20 protein-coding genes, 1 tRNA gene, 1 pseudogene and 1 other annotated feature (1 of these 23 running past the window's edge) are annotated in these 20194 nt (G+C 30.8%); of the genes and pseudogenes, 2 read left to right on the top strand and 20 right to left on the bottom strand.

What is annotated here, in order from left to right:
- Positions 1-29: 29 nt before the first annotated feature.
- From BN2746_RS08245 to BN2746_RS08290, 11 genes and pseudogenes are all read right to left on the bottom strand, one after another.
- A complete protein-coding gene (locus BN2746_RS08245) occupies positions 30-710 on the bottom strand; it encodes a Crp/Fnr family transcriptional regulator (protein ID WP_055079307.1) in 681 nt (226 codons plus the stop codon).
- A 93-nt stretch (positions 711-803) separates the two neighbouring features.
- Positions 804-3050, bottom strand: coding sequence for a penicillin-binding transpeptidase domain-containing protein (locus BN2746_RS08250; RefSeq protein WP_055079308.1), 2247 nt, complete (start codon positions 3048-3050; stop codon positions 804-806).
- Entirely contained in the window at positions 3040-3489 is a 450-nt protein-coding gene (locus BN2746_RS08255; RefSeq protein WP_055079309.1) for a septum formation initiator family protein, read from the bottom strand. The genes BN2746_RS08250 and BN2746_RS08255 overlap by 11 nt, the downstream gene beginning before the upstream one ends.
- Positions 3489-4424, bottom strand: a complete 936-nt coding sequence (gene rsmH / locus BN2746_RS08260) for a 16S rRNA (cytosine(1402)-N(4))-methyltransferase RsmH (RefSeq protein ID WP_055079310.1) — start codon at positions 4422-4424, stop codon at positions 3489-3491. Before rsmH ends, BN2746_RS08255 begins: the two co-directional genes overlap by 1 nt.
- Before the next feature lie 9 nt (positions 4425-4433).
- Positions 4434-4871: a division/cell wall cluster transcriptional repressor MraZ gene (mraZ, locus tag BN2746_RS08265; RefSeq protein ID WP_055079311.1), complete on the bottom strand. Its 438-nt coding sequence runs from the start codon at positions 4869-4871 to the stop codon at positions 4434-4436.
- A gap of 358 nt (positions 4872-5229) precedes the next feature.
- Positions 5230-5316, bottom strand: a pseudogene (locus tag BN2746_RS09290) (IS200/IS605 family transposase); the annotation flags it as partial.
- A 147-nt stretch (positions 5317-5463) separates the two neighbouring features.
- Positions 5464-6111 carry an ATP-binding cassette domain-containing protein gene (locus tag BN2746_RS08270; RefSeq protein WP_197273096.1) on the bottom strand — a complete coding sequence of 216 codons (648 nt, stop codon included), beginning with the start codon at positions 6109-6111 and terminating at the stop codon, positions 5464-5466.
- Complete coding sequence (gene modB, locus BN2746_RS08275) at positions 6084-6758, bottom strand: molybdate ABC transporter permease subunit (protein WP_055079313.1); 675 nt, start codon at positions 6756-6758, stop codon at positions 6084-6086. Before modB ends, BN2746_RS08270 begins: the two co-directional genes overlap by 28 nt.
- The gene (gene modA / locus BN2746_RS08280) at positions 6751-7584 is read right to left on the bottom strand and encodes a molybdate ABC transporter substrate-binding protein (RefSeq protein WP_055079314.1); all 834 of its coding nucleotides are present in this window, start codon (positions 7582-7584) and stop codon (positions 6751-6753) included. Before modA ends, modB begins: the two co-directional genes overlap by 8 nt.
- A gap of 3 nt (positions 7585-7587) precedes the next feature.
- The gene (locus tag BN2746_RS08285; RefSeq protein WP_055079315.1) at positions 7588-8517 is read right to left on the bottom strand and encodes a tetratricopeptide repeat protein; all 930 of its coding nucleotides are present in this window, start codon (positions 8515-8517) and stop codon (positions 7588-7590) included.
- 3 nt (positions 8518-8520) lie between these two features.
- On the bottom strand, positions 8521-9315 hold the full coding sequence (locus BN2746_RS08290) for a nitroreductase family protein (RefSeq protein WP_055079316.1): 795 nt from the start codon (positions 9313-9315) through the stop codon (positions 8521-8523).
- A gap of 49 nt (positions 9316-9364) precedes the next feature.
- On the opposite strand from BN2746_RS08290, the gene BN2746_RS08295 reads away from it, so the two are divergent.
- A complete protein-coding gene (locus tag BN2746_RS08295; RefSeq protein ID WP_055079317.1) occupies positions 9365-11164 on the top strand; it encodes an ATP-dependent helicase in 1800 nt (599 codons plus the stop codon).
- Between the two features lie 16 nt (positions 11165-11180).
- Here the strand turns inward: BN2746_RS08295 and BN2746_RS08300 are convergent, their stop codons facing one another.
- Positions 11181-11510 (bottom strand): hypothetical protein, encoded by a 330-nt coding sequence (locus BN2746_RS08300; protein WP_055079318.1) that lies wholly within the window; start codon positions 11508-11510, stop codon positions 11181-11183.
- Positions 11511-11597: 87 nt separating this feature from the next.
- On the opposite strand from BN2746_RS08300, the gene BN2746_RS08305 reads away from it, so the two are divergent.
- Positions 11598-11673: transfer RNA gene (locus BN2746_RS08305), tRNA-Arg, on the top strand.
- Between the two features lie 3 nt (positions 11674-11676).
- Here the strand turns inward: BN2746_RS08305 and hslO are convergent.
- The 8 genes from hslO to BN2746_RS08345 form a co-directional block, all read right to left on the bottom strand.
- Positions 11677-12558, bottom strand: coding sequence for an Hsp33 family molecular chaperone HslO (gene hslO, locus BN2746_RS08310; protein WP_055079319.1), 882 nt, complete (start codon positions 12556-12558; stop codon positions 11677-11679).
- A gap of 132 nt (positions 12559-12690) precedes the next feature.
- A complete protein-coding gene (locus BN2746_RS08315; RefSeq protein WP_055079320.1) occupies positions 12691-12894 on the bottom strand; it encodes a cold-shock protein in 204 nt (67 codons plus the stop codon).
- A gap of 166 nt (positions 12895-13060) precedes the next feature.
- Positions 13061-13813, bottom strand: coding sequence for a TVP38/TMEM64 family protein (locus BN2746_RS08320; RefSeq protein WP_055079321.1), 753 nt, complete (start codon positions 13811-13813; stop codon positions 13061-13063).
- A gap of 29 nt (positions 13814-13842) precedes the next feature.
- Positions 13843-14694, bottom strand: a complete 852-nt coding sequence (locus BN2746_RS08325; RefSeq protein ID WP_055079322.1) for a patatin-like phospholipase family protein — start codon at positions 14692-14694, stop codon at positions 13843-13845.
- A 174-nt stretch (positions 14695-14868) separates the two neighbouring features.
- Positions 14869-15594, bottom strand: coding sequence for a class I SAM-dependent DNA methyltransferase (locus tag BN2746_RS08330; protein ID WP_055079323.1), 726 nt, complete (start codon positions 15592-15594; stop codon positions 14869-14871).
- On the bottom strand, positions 15587-16120 hold the full coding sequence (hpt, locus tag BN2746_RS08335) for a hypoxanthine phosphoribosyltransferase (RefSeq protein ID WP_055079324.1): 534 nt from the start codon (positions 16118-16120) through the stop codon (positions 15587-15589). Before hpt ends, BN2746_RS08330 begins: the two co-directional genes overlap by 8 nt.
- A 1-nt stretch (position 16121) precedes the next feature.
- Positions 16122-17375 carry a bifunctional folylpolyglutamate synthase/dihydrofolate synthase gene (locus BN2746_RS08340; protein ID WP_055079325.1) on the bottom strand — a complete coding sequence of 418 codons (1254 nt, stop codon included), beginning with the start codon at positions 17373-17375 and terminating at the stop codon, positions 16122-16124.
- Entirely contained in the window at positions 17365-20019 is a 2655-nt protein-coding gene (locus BN2746_RS08345; protein WP_055079326.1) for a valine--tRNA ligase, read from the bottom strand. Before BN2746_RS08345 ends, BN2746_RS08340 begins: the two co-directional genes overlap by 11 nt.
- 63 nt (positions 20020-20082) lie before the next feature.
- Positions 20083-20194, bottom strand: a binding site (T-box leader) (it continues 68 nt past the right edge of the window).

The raw sequence follows: 20194 nt of genomic DNA on the forward strand, positions 1-20194 counted from the left end.
ATTATATCCTAAAGAAGGTCTAATGTTAACTAAATAGTAAGTTCCGTCAAACCTTTTAAATCTATAATCTCTATTTCACCTTTTGGACATAATTTTATTAAACCCAAGTCTTCAAAGTGACTGAGTTTTCGAATCATAGTTTCCCTTGCTACTCCTGAAAAACTTCCAAGTTCCATCCTGTTCATATTGTGTTTTATCAATATTTCCCCAGAATCTTTTTTTACTCCATATCTATTTGCAAGGTCTATCAGCCCCTTTGCAACTTTCATATCCCCATTCATTACGGAGAGTCTATCAATTAACTCTTCACTTTTCCTTATTCTAAGATATGACTGAATTAGTATCGACTTTAGAAAAAGTTCATTATGCATTAGTACATTTAAAAAATCTTCCTTAGAAATTTTTAAAATTTCACATTTTGTAAGCGCTATCCCATTGTATAGATATGATTCGGATGTGATTAAATTAAGTCCACCAACAAAATCTTCATCTTTATATACATATAAAATCTGTTCCCTTCCATCAGACAAGTTCATTGATATTTTCATTGAACCGCTTTTTATGATGTACATATACAAAGCCCTATCTCCCGGGCGAAATATATATTCACCTTTATTTACGTCCACAAGTTTAACAGAATTAGATAATCTCTTTTTATCTTCTTTTGATAAGTCCTTAAAAAGTTTTGTTTCTTTAATTATATCTTTCATTTTTCCTCCAAATATAATTATATATTAAAGACTTTAAATAATAAAATAAGGCAGAGCATATGCTCCACCTTAAGAGTAAAGAGTATCACTCTGTCAATTATTATTTTGATTATCTTCCACATCTTCTTGGTCATCTTGCTCTTCATTATCTTCTACATCATTATTGTTATCTTTATCATCATCTTTCTTTAAAGGCTCATATATAAGCTCTAAAGTGTCTTTTTGTCTTAAGAAATCATCAGCAGGTGGATTAGTCTTTATAATTCTCGTCTTTTTAGAGTCACCTGTATGAATTATCTTTAGATTTGTATCCTTTAATATCGATAAAGCTTCATTTTTATATTTACCAACTAAATCTGGTACTTTTACTGTTGATTCTCCAGAATCATCAGCTACGAGAGTTATAACCTTAGTATGATTAATTTTTGTTCCTGGGTCTATAGATTGACTCTTTATTATAATACCATCATTATCAGATGTGTTAACTATTTCAATTTTAATTCCCTTAGCATTTGCCTTATTAACTGCATTTCTTAAAGTTTCACCTGTGAAGTCAGGAACTTCAACATCAGTAATGTCTGTTTCTTTGTTCACTTTATTTAAATTCTTAAGCTTTGCAATTTCATCGTTAATTTTTTTTGTAATTTCTCCTGCAACTGCATTCCCAGAGTTCATTCCAGTTGGCTCGTCTACTACAACAAGAACAGAATATTTTGGATCTTCCATAGGAAAAGCTGCATAAAAAGATGCTATTGTCTTTTCAGATGTATATACGCCATCTTCAAGCTTTATAGTTGTACCTGACTTGCCTCCTACAGTATATTGAGAAGATTTTACCGCGTTAGCTCCTCCATTCTCAACATTATTTATCATAAGTTGCTTCATTCTATCGCTTGTGCTTTTAGATATAACCTGCCTCTTAACAAGTTCTTTATCATCTTCAATCTTTTTGTCTCCAACTTTATTTAAAACTCTTGGTGTAATTACATATCCACCATTTACAATTGCGTTTGCTGCAGTTATAACCTGTATTGGTGTTGCAGAAATTCCATGTCCATAAGACATCGTACAAAGTTGAGCTATATTCATACTTGAAGCTGAATCAGGTATAAGCCCCTTTTGTTCTCCAACCAGATCTATTCCTGTTAATTCTCCAAATCCAAATGACTTTAGATATTGATGCATCTTAGCATATCCTATCTGTTCCGACATTTGAGCAAAGGATGGGTTACATGAATTTGCGAGAGCTTCCTCCATTGTTTGTTTCCCATGGGGATCATACCAGCTTACACATTTTATGGTAACTCCACTTGCAATATTGTAAAACCCTTTACATTCATAATTTGAGTTCTCATCAAACACTCCTTCTTCTAACCCAATTGCAGATGTTACCAACTTATAGACAGAACCTGGTTCATAAATATCACTTATACATTTATTTCTCCAAATATCATAATATTTATTTAACCTTTCTTTTTCACTCAAACTTTCTAATTCTTTCTTTTCTTCTTTGTTTCTTCCCTGTCTTGGATTATTTGAATTAAATCTTGGATAATTTTCCATTGCGATGATCCTATTAGTCATAGGATCTGTAACAATAACAGATATAGACTTTGGTTTGTATTTTTCATTTGCTTCTTTTAAAATATTACTAACTAAAGCAGAAATTCCTTGGTCTATATTTAATGTAATATCCTTTCCTATATCTGACTTGAACTCTTTATTTTCCTCAAAAGAAATAATACTTCCATTTCGTGAACCAGAGAAGATATTAAGACCATATTTACCTCTTAGATAATTATCATAATAACTCTCAACTCCATAAAGACCATTTCCATCGCTATTCGTAAAACCTAAAACATAAGAAAGCGTTGACCCTTCAGGATAATATCTTCTATTCTCAACAGTCAGACTTAAAGAGTTTTCATCCAATTCTCTAATTTTTTTTACTTGTTCAGAAGTCAAATTTTCTTTAACCCTAATAATATCTTCACTATTTAAAACTTCATCAATTTCACTACTATCCATTCCAAGTATTGTAGAAAAGCCCTGAATTAGTTTGTTTTTTGAATTTTCTTTTAAATCCTTTGGAAAAAAATAAAGACAATTAACTTTTACATTCCTCGCAATTATATTTCCTGAAGAATCAAATATCTTACCTCTTTGTGCAGGTATTTTAACGACTTTCAATCTCTGTTGTGCCGCTCTCATCTTATACTTTGAATTATAAAGATATATCATTCTACCCGCAAAAATAAACACCATTATTATACTAAGTAAGAATATAGCTATTGTCCTATTTTTAAATTTTCTATCAAAATTAAATTTTCTATTTTTCATTGTTATTAACAGCCAAGGAAGTTTTATTTTTATTATCTACCTTATTATCCTTAGATATATAAAAAAATTGATCCTCATTAGGATAAACCATTCCCAATTTATACTTGGCTATTTCTTCAATCCTTTCAGCAGATGAGTATTTATCAATTTCCATACTATAATAATCTCTGGTAGCTTCTAAGTCTTCTATCTCAGATTTGATATTTGATATCTTTCCAGTAAGAACAGTGGAAGTTACATAGGTATATAGCAAGCAAATAGATAGAACTATATTAAGAGCACCAAGAAAGACCAAAGACTTTTTATTTGTTCTTTCTCTAACTTTAGTTCTATTCTTGACTTTAATATATCTTCGTTCTTTTTTCAAGACCCTTGGCCTTACATTTATATCTGAATTATACTCTTCAGGATATAAATAATCATAATTTCTTGCTTCCATTATATCTTCTCCACAACTCTTAGTTTAGAACTTTTAGACCTGGAATTTGTTTCCATTTCTTTTTCACTTGGCGTTATTGGTTTTCTTGTGATTAGCTTTACTTCCCTTTTCTTATTACATACACATACGGGAAGTTCCGGAGGACAAATGCAATCTGTATTTAAATCTTTGAAAATTTCTTTAACTATTCTGTCCTCTAAAGAGTGGAAAGTTATAACACATAATCTCCCACCCTTATTTAGTCTTTTTACAATTTTAGGAAGTACGTATTCAAGCACCCCAAGTTCGTCATTAACTTCAATACGAAGAGCTTGAAACACCCTCTTAGCATAATGTCCCTTTGAATTTCTTCTAACCTCTGCAGGGACAGCCCTATCAATTATCTCAACAAGATCAAAAGTAGATTCAATTTCCTTTTCCCTTCTTGCTTCTACAATGAATTGTGCAATTCTCTTAGACCATTTCTCCTCGCCATATTTAAAAAATATATCAGATAAATCTTCTTGAGAATAATGATTTACAATAAATTTAGCTGTAAGTTCCCTTGTTCTATCCATTCTCATATCCAAAGGCGCATCCTCCATGTAACTAAATCCCCTTGAAGCTTCGTCAATTTGGTAAGAAGAAACCCCTATGTCCATAAGAACTCCATCAACCCTATCTATTTGAAGTTCATTTAAAATCTCTTCAAAATATTTAAAATTTGACTTAATAAAAATTATCTTATCCAAGTAGTCATTTAGTTTTTTCTTAGCAGCTTCAATAGCATCAATATCTTGATCAATGCAAATCAATTTACCCTTGTCCAATTTTTTTGCTATTTCAAGAGAATGACTACCCCCACCTAAAGTACAGTCGACATAAACCTTATCCTTATCTATTCTCAAATTTTCAATTGTTTCATTTAATAATACTGGTATATGTTTGAATTCCATTTAAAACCTCTAAAAATCTATATCTAAATCCGCCATGCTCTCTGTCAACATGTCATAGTTAAAATCTTCATCATCATTGTAAGATTGCCATCTATCCTTGTCCCAGATTTCAACCCTCGATGATACACCTATAACAATAGCTTCCTTGTTTAACGATGCATATTCTCTTAAATTTCCAGGCAAAAGCACTCTTCCCATCTTATCCAGAGATACATCAATCGCACCTGCATAAAATAATCTCGCTATACCCCTTGCATCTTTTCTCGAAAGTCGAAGTCCCTTTATCTTCTTGTCCATTTCAATCCATTCCTCTTCAGGAAAAACAAATAGACAGCCATCCATTCCCTTTGTAATGTAAAAAGTGTTCCCAAGTTCTTCACGAAACTTTGAAGGCATAGTTATACGTCCTTTAGTATCCAAGTTATGCTGATATTCACCTATGAACATATTCCTTCCCCCTAAAAATTAAACACTTTTACCCACTTTCTGCCACTTAATATTATAATACCCTATATTACTGATAATCTCAATAGTTTTTAAAGAAATATCTCAATAATTTCGATAAAATAATCAGTTTCAAAGCTGAAAAAACCAAAATTAATTAAAAAATCATTAAAATGTGGGAAATTGTGTTTGTATTTTAATTGATTTTTGTAAAAGAAAAATAAAAAAGAGACTGGCTTAAATTCCAATCTCTCAATTTAAAACATAAATATATAATTTATTATTTTGACATAAAATAATTGCTAATGATGTTGTTAAAACAGTTAAAGCTCTTCCTATAGGAAATATTACCAAACTACATTTTTTTATATTTCGGTGGAAATACAACATGATATTTACAATTCCATTTAGTATGTGATAAACTATGAGTGTCATTTAACGATGTCATTAAATACCTCCTTGATTTTTTATTTTGCAGTTTAAAGACCGCAAACTTTTTATATCACTGAGGTATTTTAGTTTGGTTATCATCGCTAAAGCTATACTGAACCCCCAGTCTAACTGGGTGGTTATTATACAAAAAAATAACAGCCGTCTAAGCTGTTATTCTACCTTTATCAATATGAATAATTTTATCTGCTAATATTTTAGCCTCATCATTATCATGGGTAATAATTAAGACTGGAATATCTAAACTCTTTATCAATTCTCCAAAGCTCGGATATAATTTTTCTTTTAATTCTGTATCAAGAGCACTAAAAGGTTCATCCATTAGTAAAACTTCAGGCTTTGTAACTAAAGTTCTTAAAAGAGCAACTCTTTGTTTTTCTCCTCCCGATATATCAGAAGGATATCTCTTTAATAAGTCTGTTAAGTTTAAAACGTCTAACAAAATATCGTAAAGCTCATTATCCTTCATGGCAAATTTTATATTTTTTTCAACATTCAAGTGTGGAAAGAGTCCATAATTTTGAAACATATATCCAACATTTCTATTTCTCGATGGAAGATAAATTTTTTTATTTGATGATTCTAAAATAACATCTCCATTAGCTATCTCAGACCTGTCTGCTTTAACAAGCCCAGCAATTATATTTAATATTGTTGTCTTTCCACTTCCTGAGGCACCTTGAATCGCCAAAACTTCTTTCCCGATATTAAATTTTATATCTAACTTGAACAATTCCAACTCTTTTTCAATATCTACAGAAAGCATCAGTTTACCTTCCTCTTCTTTATCCATTTGTTCAGCATATAAATATTTATAAAGCTAAAGCCTATGACGATTGCCATGAGCAGATTGGCCTTTTGTCTATTATTTGACTCAACCGCGTAAAAAATAGCAAGTGGTATCGTTTCAGTTTTACCCGGAATATTTCCAGCAACCATTAAAGTTGCACCAAATTCTCCTATTGCCCTCGAAAAACTAAGTACAATTCCACTTACAATTCCGGGAAGAGCTAAAGGTATTGTCACCTTTGTAAAAATTTCAAACTCTGACTTACCTAAAGTTCTTGCCACGTTTTCATAAACTGGATCGGTACTTAGAAAAGATGATTTTATACTCTGATACATAAGTGGTAGTGAAACAACCACCGCTGCAATACATCCAGCTACCCATGTGAATATTACATTTATATCAAATGCATTATAAAGTATTTTTCCTATTGGTCCCTTCCTACTAAATAATAGTAATAGAATGTAACCCATTATAGTTGGTGGCAGTGTCATTGGTAAAGTTAGTATAACTTCCAATGCATCCTTAAACAAAAATTCGTGCTTAGTGAATACATACGCCAATATCAAACCTAAAATAAGAGTTATTAAAGTTGAAATTAACGCTATTTTTAATGATAAGAGTATTGGCGCAATGATTTCAGCTTTATTCATTTACTTCAAATCCATATTTTGTAAGTATATCTTTAGCTTCGCTTTCTTTTAAGAAATCTAAAAACTTTTGTGCAAGTTCTTGATTCTTTGTAGATTTTACAATTCCAGCAGGATAAACTATCGGATCATGTACATCGTCTTTAACTTCTTCAGCTATTTCAACATTGTCGTCTATAACAGCGTCTGATTTATATACAAATCCTGCTTCACATTCTCCTGTAGATACATAGGCAAGAACAGCTCTTACATCCTTTGCAAAAACAAATTTTTCTTGTCCGCTTTCCCAAAGATTCAAATTTTCTAAACTTTGTTTCGCATATTGACCTGCCGGAACCACATCTGGTTGACCAATGGCAATCTTATTTGAATTTTCAACAAAATTTTCCATGTTGATATCTACATTAGCTTCTTTGTTCTTAACTAAGACAAGTTTATTCTTTAAAAGTGGGAAAATAGAATCCTTAACCATCAAATCCTTTTCGTCAACTGCATTCATCTTTGATTCGCTTGCTGAGATAAATACATCTATTCCACCATCTTCTTCAATTTGTTTTTGAAGTGTTCCACTTGCCGCATAGGTAAAATTCAATGTGCAGTTTTCTTTTTCTTCAAATATTGGTTTAATTTCGTTCATTGCATCAGTTAAACTCGCTGCAGCACCTACTAAAATTTCTCCCCCTGAAGTTTTTTCAGTTTCCTTTGAAGCTGTATCTTCAACTTGTGCATTGTTTGTTTCTTTAACATCTTCCTTTTTGTTACATGAAACTGCAAATGTTAAAATTGATAAACATAATGTGAAAATAAGTAATTTTTTGATATTTTTCATATTTTAAATTCTCCTACTGTTAATTATTTTTAAATATCTTTCATCTTTCCTGTAGTCATCAAAATCATGGTCTACTTTTAAATAATCCATTAACTTCGGGTTTTCTATAACCGCATTTTCTAAATCACTAAAGCTTTTCTTCTCATCTCCAATCTTTAAATGTATACAAGCTCTGTTGTAATAAAGATTATATTTCTTTTCTGCATTTAAAATTCCATCTGTAAGTATATCAATACTTTCCATCAACCTATTTCTCTTGATGTAAAAAGCAGATATATTTAAATATATATCTTGGTACTCAGGATTTAATTCAAGAGCCTTATAATAATATTTTAAAGCCTTATCCTCTACATCTAACCTATCATATGCAATTCCAAGATTAAATGTAGATCTGAAATACTCTGGATTTATCTCTACTGACATCTTAAAATATTTAAGTGCATCTTCGTAGTCCTTTTGCAACTCATAAATACTTCCTAAATTATTGTATGCCATATAATCCGTTGGGAATTTTTTTATCGTCTTTTTATAATAGCAAATAGCTTTTTTTGTATATCCATTTCTATCATATAAATCGGCTAAAAAGAAATAACCTTCTCTAAAATTTTCGTCTATTGATATGGACTTCTTATAATACTTTTCAGCCTGGTAAAACTCATTTAAAAAGTCATACATAACACCTATACCATAATAGGCCTGTAGAATTTCTCCAAATCTCTCAATTATGACATTATATACTTTTATGGCATTATAATAATTTTCCAGTTCAAAGTATATTTGAGCCTTATCGAGATAGATTTCTATATATTTTTCTTCAGTATTATCAAATCTTAGAGCCTTATTGAGTAGTTCAACAGATTTTTTGTATTCGCCATTTAAATAGAAATTTTGCGCTAATTTAATGTAATTATCGCTTCTTCTATACTTGTTCATATTTTAGAAATTAGTACGTCCAATATACTTGAAATTAGTTTCAACTTCTGGTGCATTATCTAAATACCATACCGCATCTATACTTGAAAGCTCTGCCATCTTCACATAATAGTACATTACAATACCTGAATCTGTATAGTTTGCATCCCCTTGGAAGTCTTCAATGTATAGATAAATATTTTCGCCTTTTATTAAAAATCTCCATGGTTGGCTGTTGTATGCTGATGGAGCATTTTTAATGTAGTAGAAAATTTCATCAAGCCCATAGCTATAAAGTTGTTCAACTGTACATGGTGTATCAAAATCATTAAAGTAAACAAAGTCTTCAATACCATGTCTTGCAGAATACTCTTCTAATTCAAAAGTAGGTTTGCTTTCAGGATATCCAAAAGCAAGTATAAAATCTATTTTGTCTTGAGTTCCAAAAGTCTTTGCCTTTATTTCATCGTCTATTGAGAATAGTGTAATCCAACAAGTTCCAAGTCCTAATTGAGAAAGTTCTCCTACAATCTCTTCTAAATGATAAGCACCATAAATCAAAGACTCTTTGTCTTTAACCTTATAATTCATAGTGATATAATTAGGTGACTTAATCATAACGCCAGCATATCCACCTACGCCTTCAAGACAGTCATATATGGAACTTCCATATAACTTGTATTCTACATTATGTTTCAATGCCTTCTCGTTTTCAGCTTTTAAAAGATTTTTAACCTTTTCTAACACTTGTGAAGAAACTTCCCTATCTTCATACTTCCTACATGATTTTCTTTTTTCTAAAAATTCTTTTAAGTCCATAATTCCTCCGTTTTATATTTTTTCTGTTATAATCAACTCAGGTGATTAAATGAAGATATCTACTCAGCAAAAAATTGCTATTGAGCACAATCAAGGTCCAGCTCTTGTACTTGCAGTACCTGGTTCTGGTAAAACCACTGTGCTACTAAATAGAATCGTTTACTTAAATAATACCTTTAAAATTAAGGATAATCAAATATTAAATCTAACTTTTTCTAAAACTCAGGCTTTAGATATGGAAAGTAGATTTTTTAAGTTAAATTCATCTCTAAAACCAAAATTTTCTACTATACATGCTTTTTGTTATAGCATTATAAGATTTTATGCAAAAGAGAAAAAATTAAATTTTAGACTTATTGAGGGAAGCCACGAATTTAATAAATATGCTGTTGTTAATAGAATCTCAGCTCAGAATCATAATAAGTATCTTAGTAAAGAAGACTTAGACACCTTCTTTACTAACTATTCTTTTGCTAAGAATAATTTATTAAATTATGACTTTCAAAACAACAGTTTTTTTAAAGAAATCGCATTGGAATACGATTCTTTTAAAGAAGCAAATCATTTTATAGATTTTGATGAAATGCTTACATTTGCCTATAAAATCTTATTATCTGAAGAAAAAGTTTTAAATTCAGTTAGAAGATTTTATAAGTATATTCAACTGGATGAAGGGCAAGATGCCTCATTAATCCAATTTAAAATACTTGAAAAAATTGCCAAACCAAATAATAATCTATTTATTGTGGCAGATGATGATCAATCCATATATGCCTTTAGAGGTGCAAATCCTCAATACCTACTTAACATACAAAATATATACCCTGATATCAGCCTGATGTATCTAAACATTAACTATAGATCTTCCAATGATATTGTACGACTTTCTGACTTCCTTATCCAGAAAAATAAAAAAAGATATTTAAAAGAAGTTAAGTCCAATAGTAATCAAAATCTTCCAATAACATTGGCAAAGGTCAAAAATCTAAATGTTCAAAATAATTATATACTAAATTACATCTTTAAGGATATTAAAAAAGGAGAAACCCTTGGTATATTGTTCAGAAACAATATAAACGCAATCCCAGTTATAAATCTATTAGACGAAAATAAAATTCATTATACAAAGAGACTAAACTTTAAATCAGATATTTTAAATGAAATTTTACTTGATTTGATTGACATAATAGAACTTTCTATTGATAAAAATAATATGGATGTATTTAAGAGAATCTATTACAAACTAAATCTATACCTTAGAAAAGATTACGTATATTCAATAATTCCCGATAACTCTGAAGGTGTTATTAAAACAATTCTTTTAGACTGTTCACTACCATCCTATCAAAAAGACATATTGGTAGATTTTTCAAATTCTTTAAATAGAATAAGGAGATTTAATTTAAAGGGAAAGCTTGAAGAAATATTTTTTAATACTGGATATTTAGACTATTTAAAAAGACACTATGAAAATTTTTCCATAGATCTTGTTCAAGAAATTTTACTAAATCTTTCAGAAAATCATGAAGATTTATATGAAATAAAAACTTTTATTGAAAATATAAGCAGTAAGAACTTAATTGGCCATGGTAGTGAAAACCCAATATATGTATCGACAGTACACCAATCAAAGGGGCTGGAGTATGACCATGTAATCATAACCGACTTAGTTGATGGCGAATTTCCAATATATGATGAGAGGGTTGTTGACAGTGAAGAAGAAAGAAGACTTTTTTATGTGGCCATAACAAGAGCTAAGAAACATTTAACTCTATTGGTGCCTAAAAAAAGAATGCATAAGAAGGTTAATCCTTCTGTCTTTATAAGAGAGATAAAAAACGCAAAATAAAAAGGGTTAGATTTTTCTATCCCTTTTGCTCTCTTCTCTTTCTCTTTTTTACAAAGAATATGTCTAAAAACCATGCGGTACATAATGATACTATTCCACTTGCAAGGGACAGTACAAAATATTCCAGCATAGACAACGCCACTGGATCCGTTAGATTTGTTATTGCCACTATAAATGTAACCATCGCCACCGCAAGTAATAAAAGTCCAAAAAGATATTTTACAATTCCCTCTCGTTTTATAAAAAAGAAAACAATAATTACAATGAGCATTGCAAAAACACAAAACATTGGAACCTTTACTACTTTATCCATATTGTCATTTACCATTTCTAAAATTGATCTCATAATATCTCCTTTGCTCTATTAGAGTTATTATATCATGAAAATATGTTGCTGTAATTATTTTTGCTCTATGATAGAATAATTTTGTACGCACCAGTAGCTCAAAGGATAGAGCATCGGTTTCCGGAACCGTGTGTTGGGGGTTCGAATCCTCTCTGGTGCGCCATTTTTATTTTAGATTATCATAGATTTCCTTTACTTCATCCTTTGAAAATTCATACATCTTATTGCAGTAACTGCACTTTATTTCAACTTTTCCTTCTTCTTCAATAATCTCTTTTACTTCTTCATTACCAAGGGAGATTATTAATTTTTCAATCTTTTCACGATTGCATGAACATTTATATCTTCTCTCGTCAATTCCAACTAACTTTGGATTAAACTCTTTAAAGTATTTTTCAATAACTTCTTGAGGAGTCTCTTTTGAAGCAAAGATGGAACTTATTGGAGGAAAGTTTTTTAAAGCTTTTTCAAGCATATCCAAATCTTCATCATCGTAATTAGGAAGAGCTTGAATAAATAATCCACCTGCAGATTTTACGGTATAATCGACATCAACAAGTACACCTAAACTTACAACTGTAGGCATTTGATATGATGAATAAAAATATTTTGCAAAATCTTCAGCAATTTCTCCATTTACAAGTTCAGTATATCCATTATAAGGCTCTCCAAATCCAAGATCCCTTGTTACAACCAAATTTCCATTATGCCCTACAAAACCTCCGACATCAAGCTTTGGTTTTCCCTCAATTGAAGGTATATCAATCTCTGGATTTTGGATATAGGATCTTATATCTCCTCTGTAATTTATTTCAGATACCAGTAGTCCTGCTGGACCATCTCCTTGAATTTTTAAAATTATTCTCTCTTTTTCGTTTTTAATTTCTGATCCCATTAATGATGCCATTGTTGAAAGTCTTCCAAGAGCTGCTGTTGCTGTGGTTGAAGTATTATGAACTTGTCTCATCTCTTCTACAAGGTCAGTTGAGTCTATTATAAAAAAACTTAATGTTTCCTTCTCATTTAAATATCTATATAATTGAACCATTCTATCATCCTTATTATTTTATTTACAAGCCCAAAGCTTATCACTAAATATTTTTATAATATCAATTAGTTAATTTAAGAAATGCAAAAGCCCCTTTACAGGGGCTAAGTCATACTTCTAAAAAAATTTATATTATAATTTTACTACATTAGAAGCTTGAGGACCTTTAGTTCCTTCAACTATTTCGAATTCAACTTCTTGTCCTTCGTCTAAAGTTCTGAATTCACCGTTATCTTCTAAAGCGGTATAGTGAACGAAAACGTCTTCGCCTTCTTCTGTAGAAATAAATCCAAATCCTTTAGTTGCATTAAACCATTTTACTTTACCTTTTGCCATTTTGTTCCTCCAAAAAATTTAACCAATAAATAACTAACAGCTTTATTTACTGTACTTTATTAATATATCATATATCTTTTTATATAGCAAGAATTGTCTTGTTTTTGACAGATATTAAGTTTTAAATATCAAGTGCCATTGTATTTATTACTTTATAAAATTTTTATTATTTAGACTTCTTTTCTTTATTTACATGATATGTAATAGCAATAACAGATGCAGAAATAGCTATTTTTAAAAGAAGTAAAACTATAAACTGCCATGACAGTGGATTCAAAATTACATCTCCAAGTAAGGTATTTGTAATTACACCAATAGTACATCCAAGAAGTGATGACGTTATATATTTTAGATAATTCGTTCTACAAGCTCCAAAGTAAAAACTTAATACATCACATGGAAACCATCCAATAAGTCTAATTATAAAACTTGCTAAAAATTCATTTCGCTCTTGTATTTCGATTACTTTATCTATTTTAGGATATTTATTTTTAATATAATCCATTTCATCAGATCCTGACCATCTTCCTAATACAAATGGTATTGTAAGGGTTATTGCAAGTCCCAAGTAACTTATAATAACAGCTTTTATCGGAGAAAATAAAATTCCACTTGCAACATAAAGTGATGGCAATGGTATTACAATGGTTAAACTTTTAATTGCAAATAAAAGCATAAGCGATGTTATGGATTTCTTTGGATTCCCCTGTGCATTTTCTGTAATTGAATCCACACTAAAATTTCCACTTCGTGTAAGTAAGATTACAATTATCGCTAATACAAAACAGACTATAGCAACTATCTGAATCTTTCTTATTCTCTTCGAAACTTTTTCATCTGACTCATTTAATACAACTTCTTCGTTTTTTTCAAATATTTTATCTTTATAATAAACCATTTTTCTTTTAAAATTGCCCATAACTTCCTCCAACCCTTTATTAATTATATTTAGTATCTCTCTAAATTCTGTACAGTTAACAATTTTTTTGCATCCTTTTTCCCCATTTCATATAATTTTTCAAGTTTTTCATGATCTTGCGTAAGGGTTTTTAAATCTGATATATCTTTTGGAGCTACTATAATTACTTTATTCTTCTTTTCAAGTTCAATAGCTTCCATTAGCGAATTATTGTAAACCCTTGCCCTATTTTTTAGAGCTTCTTCCGATTTTGGATATTGTCTTTTTAAAAATCTTGCCAATTTTTTATCCCTTTTAGACTTTCTAAAGTAATTCTTTGGTCTTGTAAGGATTATAATCACTTTGTCACATCCAGCTTCAAAAGCTTTTCTAAATGGAATTGGATCACTTAGTCCTCCGTCAAAATATGGAGTTTTATTAATAAAATATGGCTTACATATAACTGGTACACAACAAGAGGCTTTAATAGGATCGTAATGGTCTTGTGAAAGATCTTGCTTATTGAAATATACAGGTTTTCCAGTATTTGCATTGGTGGTAACGATTTCAAATTCCATATCACTTTCAATCACTTTTTCATAGTCAAGAGGATATTCTCCATTCTCTTTACTAAGAGTGTAATAAATATAATCAAGGTCTATGTAAGAACCCTTTTTTATAAAATTTTTCATACTCATATACTCTTTCCTAAAGGCATACTCATTATAAAATACAAAATTTCTTCCCATTTGATTTGCGAGATAAGATGCTCCATTTGCAGACCCTGCAGAGACTCCAATAAAATAGTCTCCTACAATCCCTTCTTCCATCAAATAGTCGAAGACACCTGCCCCATAAATTCCTCTTGTTCCTCCACCCACATCAACAAATCCTAATTTCATATTATCATTCCTATCATAGTTATATCCAGTAAAATAAATTCAGTTTTTAGTACTATATGTAATTTAATTATATAACATTATTTATTATTTTCAATTAAGTAAATGCTATTAACAAATTTTTTCAAATTAAAAAGACACCTAAGCGTCTCCACCTAAGTGTCTCTTTAAAATTTTTTATTTTTGACAAACTATAAGTATTCTTTGAGTAAATTCTTCTATCTCTTCTCCTGTATCAAAATCTTTAATAATAATATTTTTAAATCCTATTTCAGCGAGCATCTCTTTTAAGATTTTAGGAGAATAATATTTTTGATGTTGATACTCAGTAATCCTATTATACCTTCCGTCTTCTTCTACAAAGAAGTCAAGAGTCATATCAACTTCTTTACTTTCATAATCGTATTCGTTTTGCCATGTGTAAAAAATATTTTTGTACTCGTACACATAGCTATTGTCTCCAAGAACATTTTCTATTTTGTCCAAAGAGTTTATATCAAAAGAAAAATATGATCCATATTTCAAGGAGTTATAAACATTTTCAAAACTTTTCTTCACAGTACCATAATCTTTTAAATAGTTTATAGTGTCCAATGTTGAAAATGCAAAATCAAAATACTCATTCACTTCCAAATCTTCTATACCAATGTTTAGGTACTTTATATTTGAGTGTTCAATTAGCTTATTGGAAGCAATTTCTAACATCTCTACGCTTGGGTCCAGTCCAAAATACTCTTTTGAATTTTCTATAAAGTACTTTGTCATATTTCCCGTTCCAATTCCTATTTCAAGGATGCTCATGTTCTCTTTAAAATCTACATTTTGTTTTATTATTTCACTATAGTTTTCATAGTCTATGTCAAAAACAAGTCTGTCATAGACATTTGAAAATTCATTATACATCTATATCTTCCCAACTGAAAATATATGGTATATTTCTGTAATTTTTGCCATAATTTAGTCCATATCCAACTATGAACACGTCTTCAATTTCAAATCCTCTAAATTCTGGTTTTATATGAACTTGTCTTCTGCTTGGCTTATCAAGTAGAACACATACATTAAGAGACTTTGGATTTCTTTTACCAAATAGCTCTTTTAAATTCTTAAGTGTATGACCAGAGTCCATAATATCATCAACAATTAAAACATTTTTACCTTCGATGTCTTCTCTAATGTCACTTATTATATTTACCTGTCCTGAGCTTTCCTCTCTTGACTCATATGATGAAGTTATTGCAAAGTCAACCACAACTGGAATCTCAAGTTCTCTTATAAGATCTGCTGCAAAAACAAATCCTCCCCTTAAAACAGGGATTATTATAACCTCTTCACCATTGTAATGTTGTGATATTTCTCTTCCCAGCTCTTTAACTCTCTTTGATATTTCTTCACGACTAAAAAGTACAACTTCTTTTTTGTTTTCCATATTACTCATCCTTTAAATGTTTTTTAAATTCTCCGATTAAATAAAGGGAACCGGTTATGATAATTTTTTCTCCTGGTAAAATTTCATCTCTAATAAAGCTACAAGCCTCTTCAATGCTATTTGTTATTACGATTTCTTTATTATACTCTCCCAGCTTCTTAGCAAACTCTTTTGGCTCCATTGCCCTTTCATAATCAATTTTAGTAATTATAACTCTCTTTGAAAATTTTATTATATCTTCCAGATGGTCGATAATATTTTTATCCTTCATGGATCCAATAACGAGATTAAAATCTTTTAGGTTAAGCCTTTCAACATTTTCTCTTAAAGCTCTTAAACCTTCAAAGTTATGAGCTCCGTCCACTATTATAAGTGAATTCTTTTTCAAAACTTCCATTCTACCTTCAAAGTAAAGCTCTTTGACTGCAGATTTGATTTTTTGAACATCTGGGTTTTTAATTATTTCATTAAGTGCTAAAATAGCGAGGCAAATATTTGATATTTGGTAAGTTCCTAAAACCTTTGTTTCAAAGTCTATACCCATATACTCAAACTTTGAACCGCTATATGAAATTTCTTTTGCAATATAATCTGTATTTTTCAAAAATTTTAGTTCTGCATTTTTATTTTTTGCTTCCTTTAAAATAACTTCATCTACAGAGTCTTCGTGCTCAAATGAAATCACTTTGCCATTTTCTTTTATTATTCCAGCCTTGTGGTAGGCAATCTCTTCCAAAGTATTTCCAAGCCTATCCTGATGGTCGAAGTCAATTGTAGTAATAATACTTAGTAGATTCGAGTCAAAGATATTTGTAATATCAAATCTTCCACCAATGCCAGTTTCAACTACAAAATAGTCAGGCCTTTCATTATCAAATACCTTTAGGGCAAGGAGAAATGAAACTTCAAAATAATTTAAACTCTTTAGGTCTTCGGTTTCTATTTTTTCTAAAATTTCTTCAACATTTTTGATTAAAACCTCTTCTGAAATTGGTTTTGAATCTATTTTTATTCTCTCCTCGTACTTTTCTAAATGAGGAGATGAAAAATGCATTACTTTATGACCCTGCTCTTTTAAAAGAGTTGATAAAAAAGTTCCAACTGAGCCCTTGCCATTTGTACCGGCGATTTGAATTATTTTACTTTCATCTATGTTAAGTTTGAGCTTTCTAAGGACTCTTTTAAAATTAGAAGAGTCCTCACTATGCCCATAATTAACATTTTCTATTAAATCAAGAGCTTGTTTATATTCCATTTACCTTTTCTTTCACCTTTTGTAGTGCTGTGTCAACTTCTTCTTTCATTGAAATATACTTTTCAAGTTTTTCTCTCTCTTCTGAAACAACTTTTTCTGGAGCTTTGTCCACAAAGTTTTTGTTAGAAAGCTTTCCTTCTGCCCTCTTAATTTCTCCTGCAAGTCTGTCTTGTTCCTTTGTAAGTCTGTCAAGTTCTTTGCTATAGTCTATGAGTTCATCAAGAGGTATAAAGCCCTTAAAACCATTTTGTACTATGGATATAGAGTCTTCTGAAGTCAAATCTTTGTCTGCAAAATGAGTCTCAGAAACTGAAGCAACTGTCTTAAAGTGATGAGCAATATTTTCAAGTTTTGTTTTAATTTCGTCATTTTCAACTAAAATAAACAAATCTGCCTTCTTGCTTGGTGCAATATCAAGCTCTGCCCTTGCATTTCTAATTGCCTTTGTAGTTTCAATTAATATTTCTATCTCTTCAACCTCTTCTTCAAAGTTATATGAACTATCATATTCAGGCCAAGTTTCATTTATTAACATATCATTTTTATTCGGCATAATTGAGTAAATCTCCTCTGTGATATATGGCATAAATGGATGAAGTAGTTTTATAACATTGCCTAACACATGGATTAAGGTTGACTGCGCTGCCACTTCAGACTCTTCGTTGCCACCTTCATATAGTCTTGGCTTTACAAGTTCAATATACCAGTCACAGAATTCATTCCAAATAAAATCATATATCTTATCAGCAGCAAGACCTATTTCGTACTTATCTATATTTTGATCAACATTTTTAATCAAACTATTTAATTCAGATATTATCCACTTATCTTCAACTTCTAACTTAACATCTTTAATATCTTTTATCTTTTCTTCTTTTAGATTCATAAAGATAAATCTTGTTGCATTCCAAAGTTTGTTTGCGAAGTTTCTATTAGCTTCTACCCTCTCCATGTAAAATCTCATGTCATTTCCTGGAGAGTTACCAGTTACAAGGGTAAATCTAAGGGCGTCTGCTCCATAGTTGTCGATAACTTCTAATGGGTCAATACCATTGTTCAGCGACTTAGACATCTTTCTTCCTTGAGAGTCACGAATAAGTCCAGTAAAGTATACATCTTTAAAAGGTAGCTCTCCCATGTTGTATATTGATGAAAATACCATTCTAATAACCCAGAAGAAAATTATGTCATATCCTGTTACAAGTACATTTGTCGGGAAGAAATATTCTAAATCTTCAGTCTCTTGTGGCCAACCTAAAGTTGAGAAAGGCCATAGTGCAGATGAAAACCAAGTGTCTAATGTGTCTGGATCTTGAACAACATTTGCACTTCCGCACTTTGGACAAGTATCAACATGTTCTTTGGATACAATCACTTCTCCACAGTCTTTACAATAATAAACTGGGATTCTGTGGCCCCACCAAAGTTGTCTTGAAATACACCAGTCTCTTGTATTTGTAAGCCAGTTTTCATAGGTTTTACCAAGTCTACTTGGAATTAGGTTAAGCTTTCCATCTTCATAGGCCTCAAGAGCTTCCTTGGCAAATTTTCCCATTTTAACAAACCATTGTTTTGATACAACAGGTTCAATAACTGTTCCACATCTTTCACAGTGTCCTACTGCGTGATTATGGTCTTCTATCTTTTCAATTAGACCAAGTTTTTCCAAGTCCTTAATCATTTCTTTTCTTGCTTCAATTCTCTCCATTCCAGAGTATTTTCCGTAGCCTTCAGATATATGTCCTGTTTCATCTATTACGATACATTGCCCAAGATTATGTCGTTCACCAACTTCAAAGTCGTTAGGGTCGTGGGATGGAGTAATTTTTACCATACCTGTACCAAATTCCATTTCTACATATTCGTCTGCGATTATAGGAATCTCTCTTTCTACAAGAGGCAATAATATTTTTTTCCCAACAATATCTTTATATCTTCCATCTTCAGGATTAACAGCAACAGCCAAGTCACCAAGCATTGTTTCAGGTCTTGTAGTGGCAATTACTATATAGTCATCTTCATCCTTAAAAGGATACTTTATATGCCAAAGCTTTCCGTCTTCATCAACATGTTCAACTTCTGCGTCAGATATAGCTGTACCACATGACACACACCAGTTTACAATACGGTCACCTCTATATATAAGACCTTCCTTATACATCTTTATAAATACTTCTAAAACCGCATCTGAAAGATGTTCGTCAAGTGTAAAGGCCTCTCTTGACCAGTCACATGAAACTCCAAGCTTTTGAAGTTGTTTTTTTATATTTCCACCATAAATTTCAGTCCAGTCCCAAGCCTCTTCTAAAAACTTTTCTCTTCCTAAATCCTTTTTACTTTTTCCTTCAGATTCAATCTTTTGAACAACCTTCATTTCAGTTGAAATACTTGCGTGGTCTGTTCCTGGTATCCAAAGGGCACTATAGCCTTGCATTCTCTTTCTTCTTATAAGAATATCTTGTAATGTATTGTTTAGTGCATGTCCCAAGTGTAGTACACCAGTAACATTTGGTGGTGGCATAACAATTGTAAAAGGCTTTTTATCCTTATCCACTTCTGCTCTAAAATATCCATTATCCTTCCATGTTTTGTAAATTTTTTCTTCAAATGATTTGGGATCATAAGTTTTTTCTAAATTTTTCATTTTTCTCCCCTTCTTCTCAATTTCTTTTATTGTCTATGATTATAATAAAAAAACCTTCCATCCACTTAGGACGAAAGGTTCCGTGTTACCACCTAATTTTCATTATTCAATGACACTCAAATGATTATAAAGTAATCAACTTTACTCCAAAGCAACCTTCAATTATAACATTTAG

Source organism: Lagierella massiliensis, from assembly GCF_001407835.1.
Classification (GTDB): Bacteria; Bacillota; Clostridia; order Tissierellales; family Peptoniphilaceae; genus Mediannikoviicoccus; species Mediannikoviicoccus massiliensis.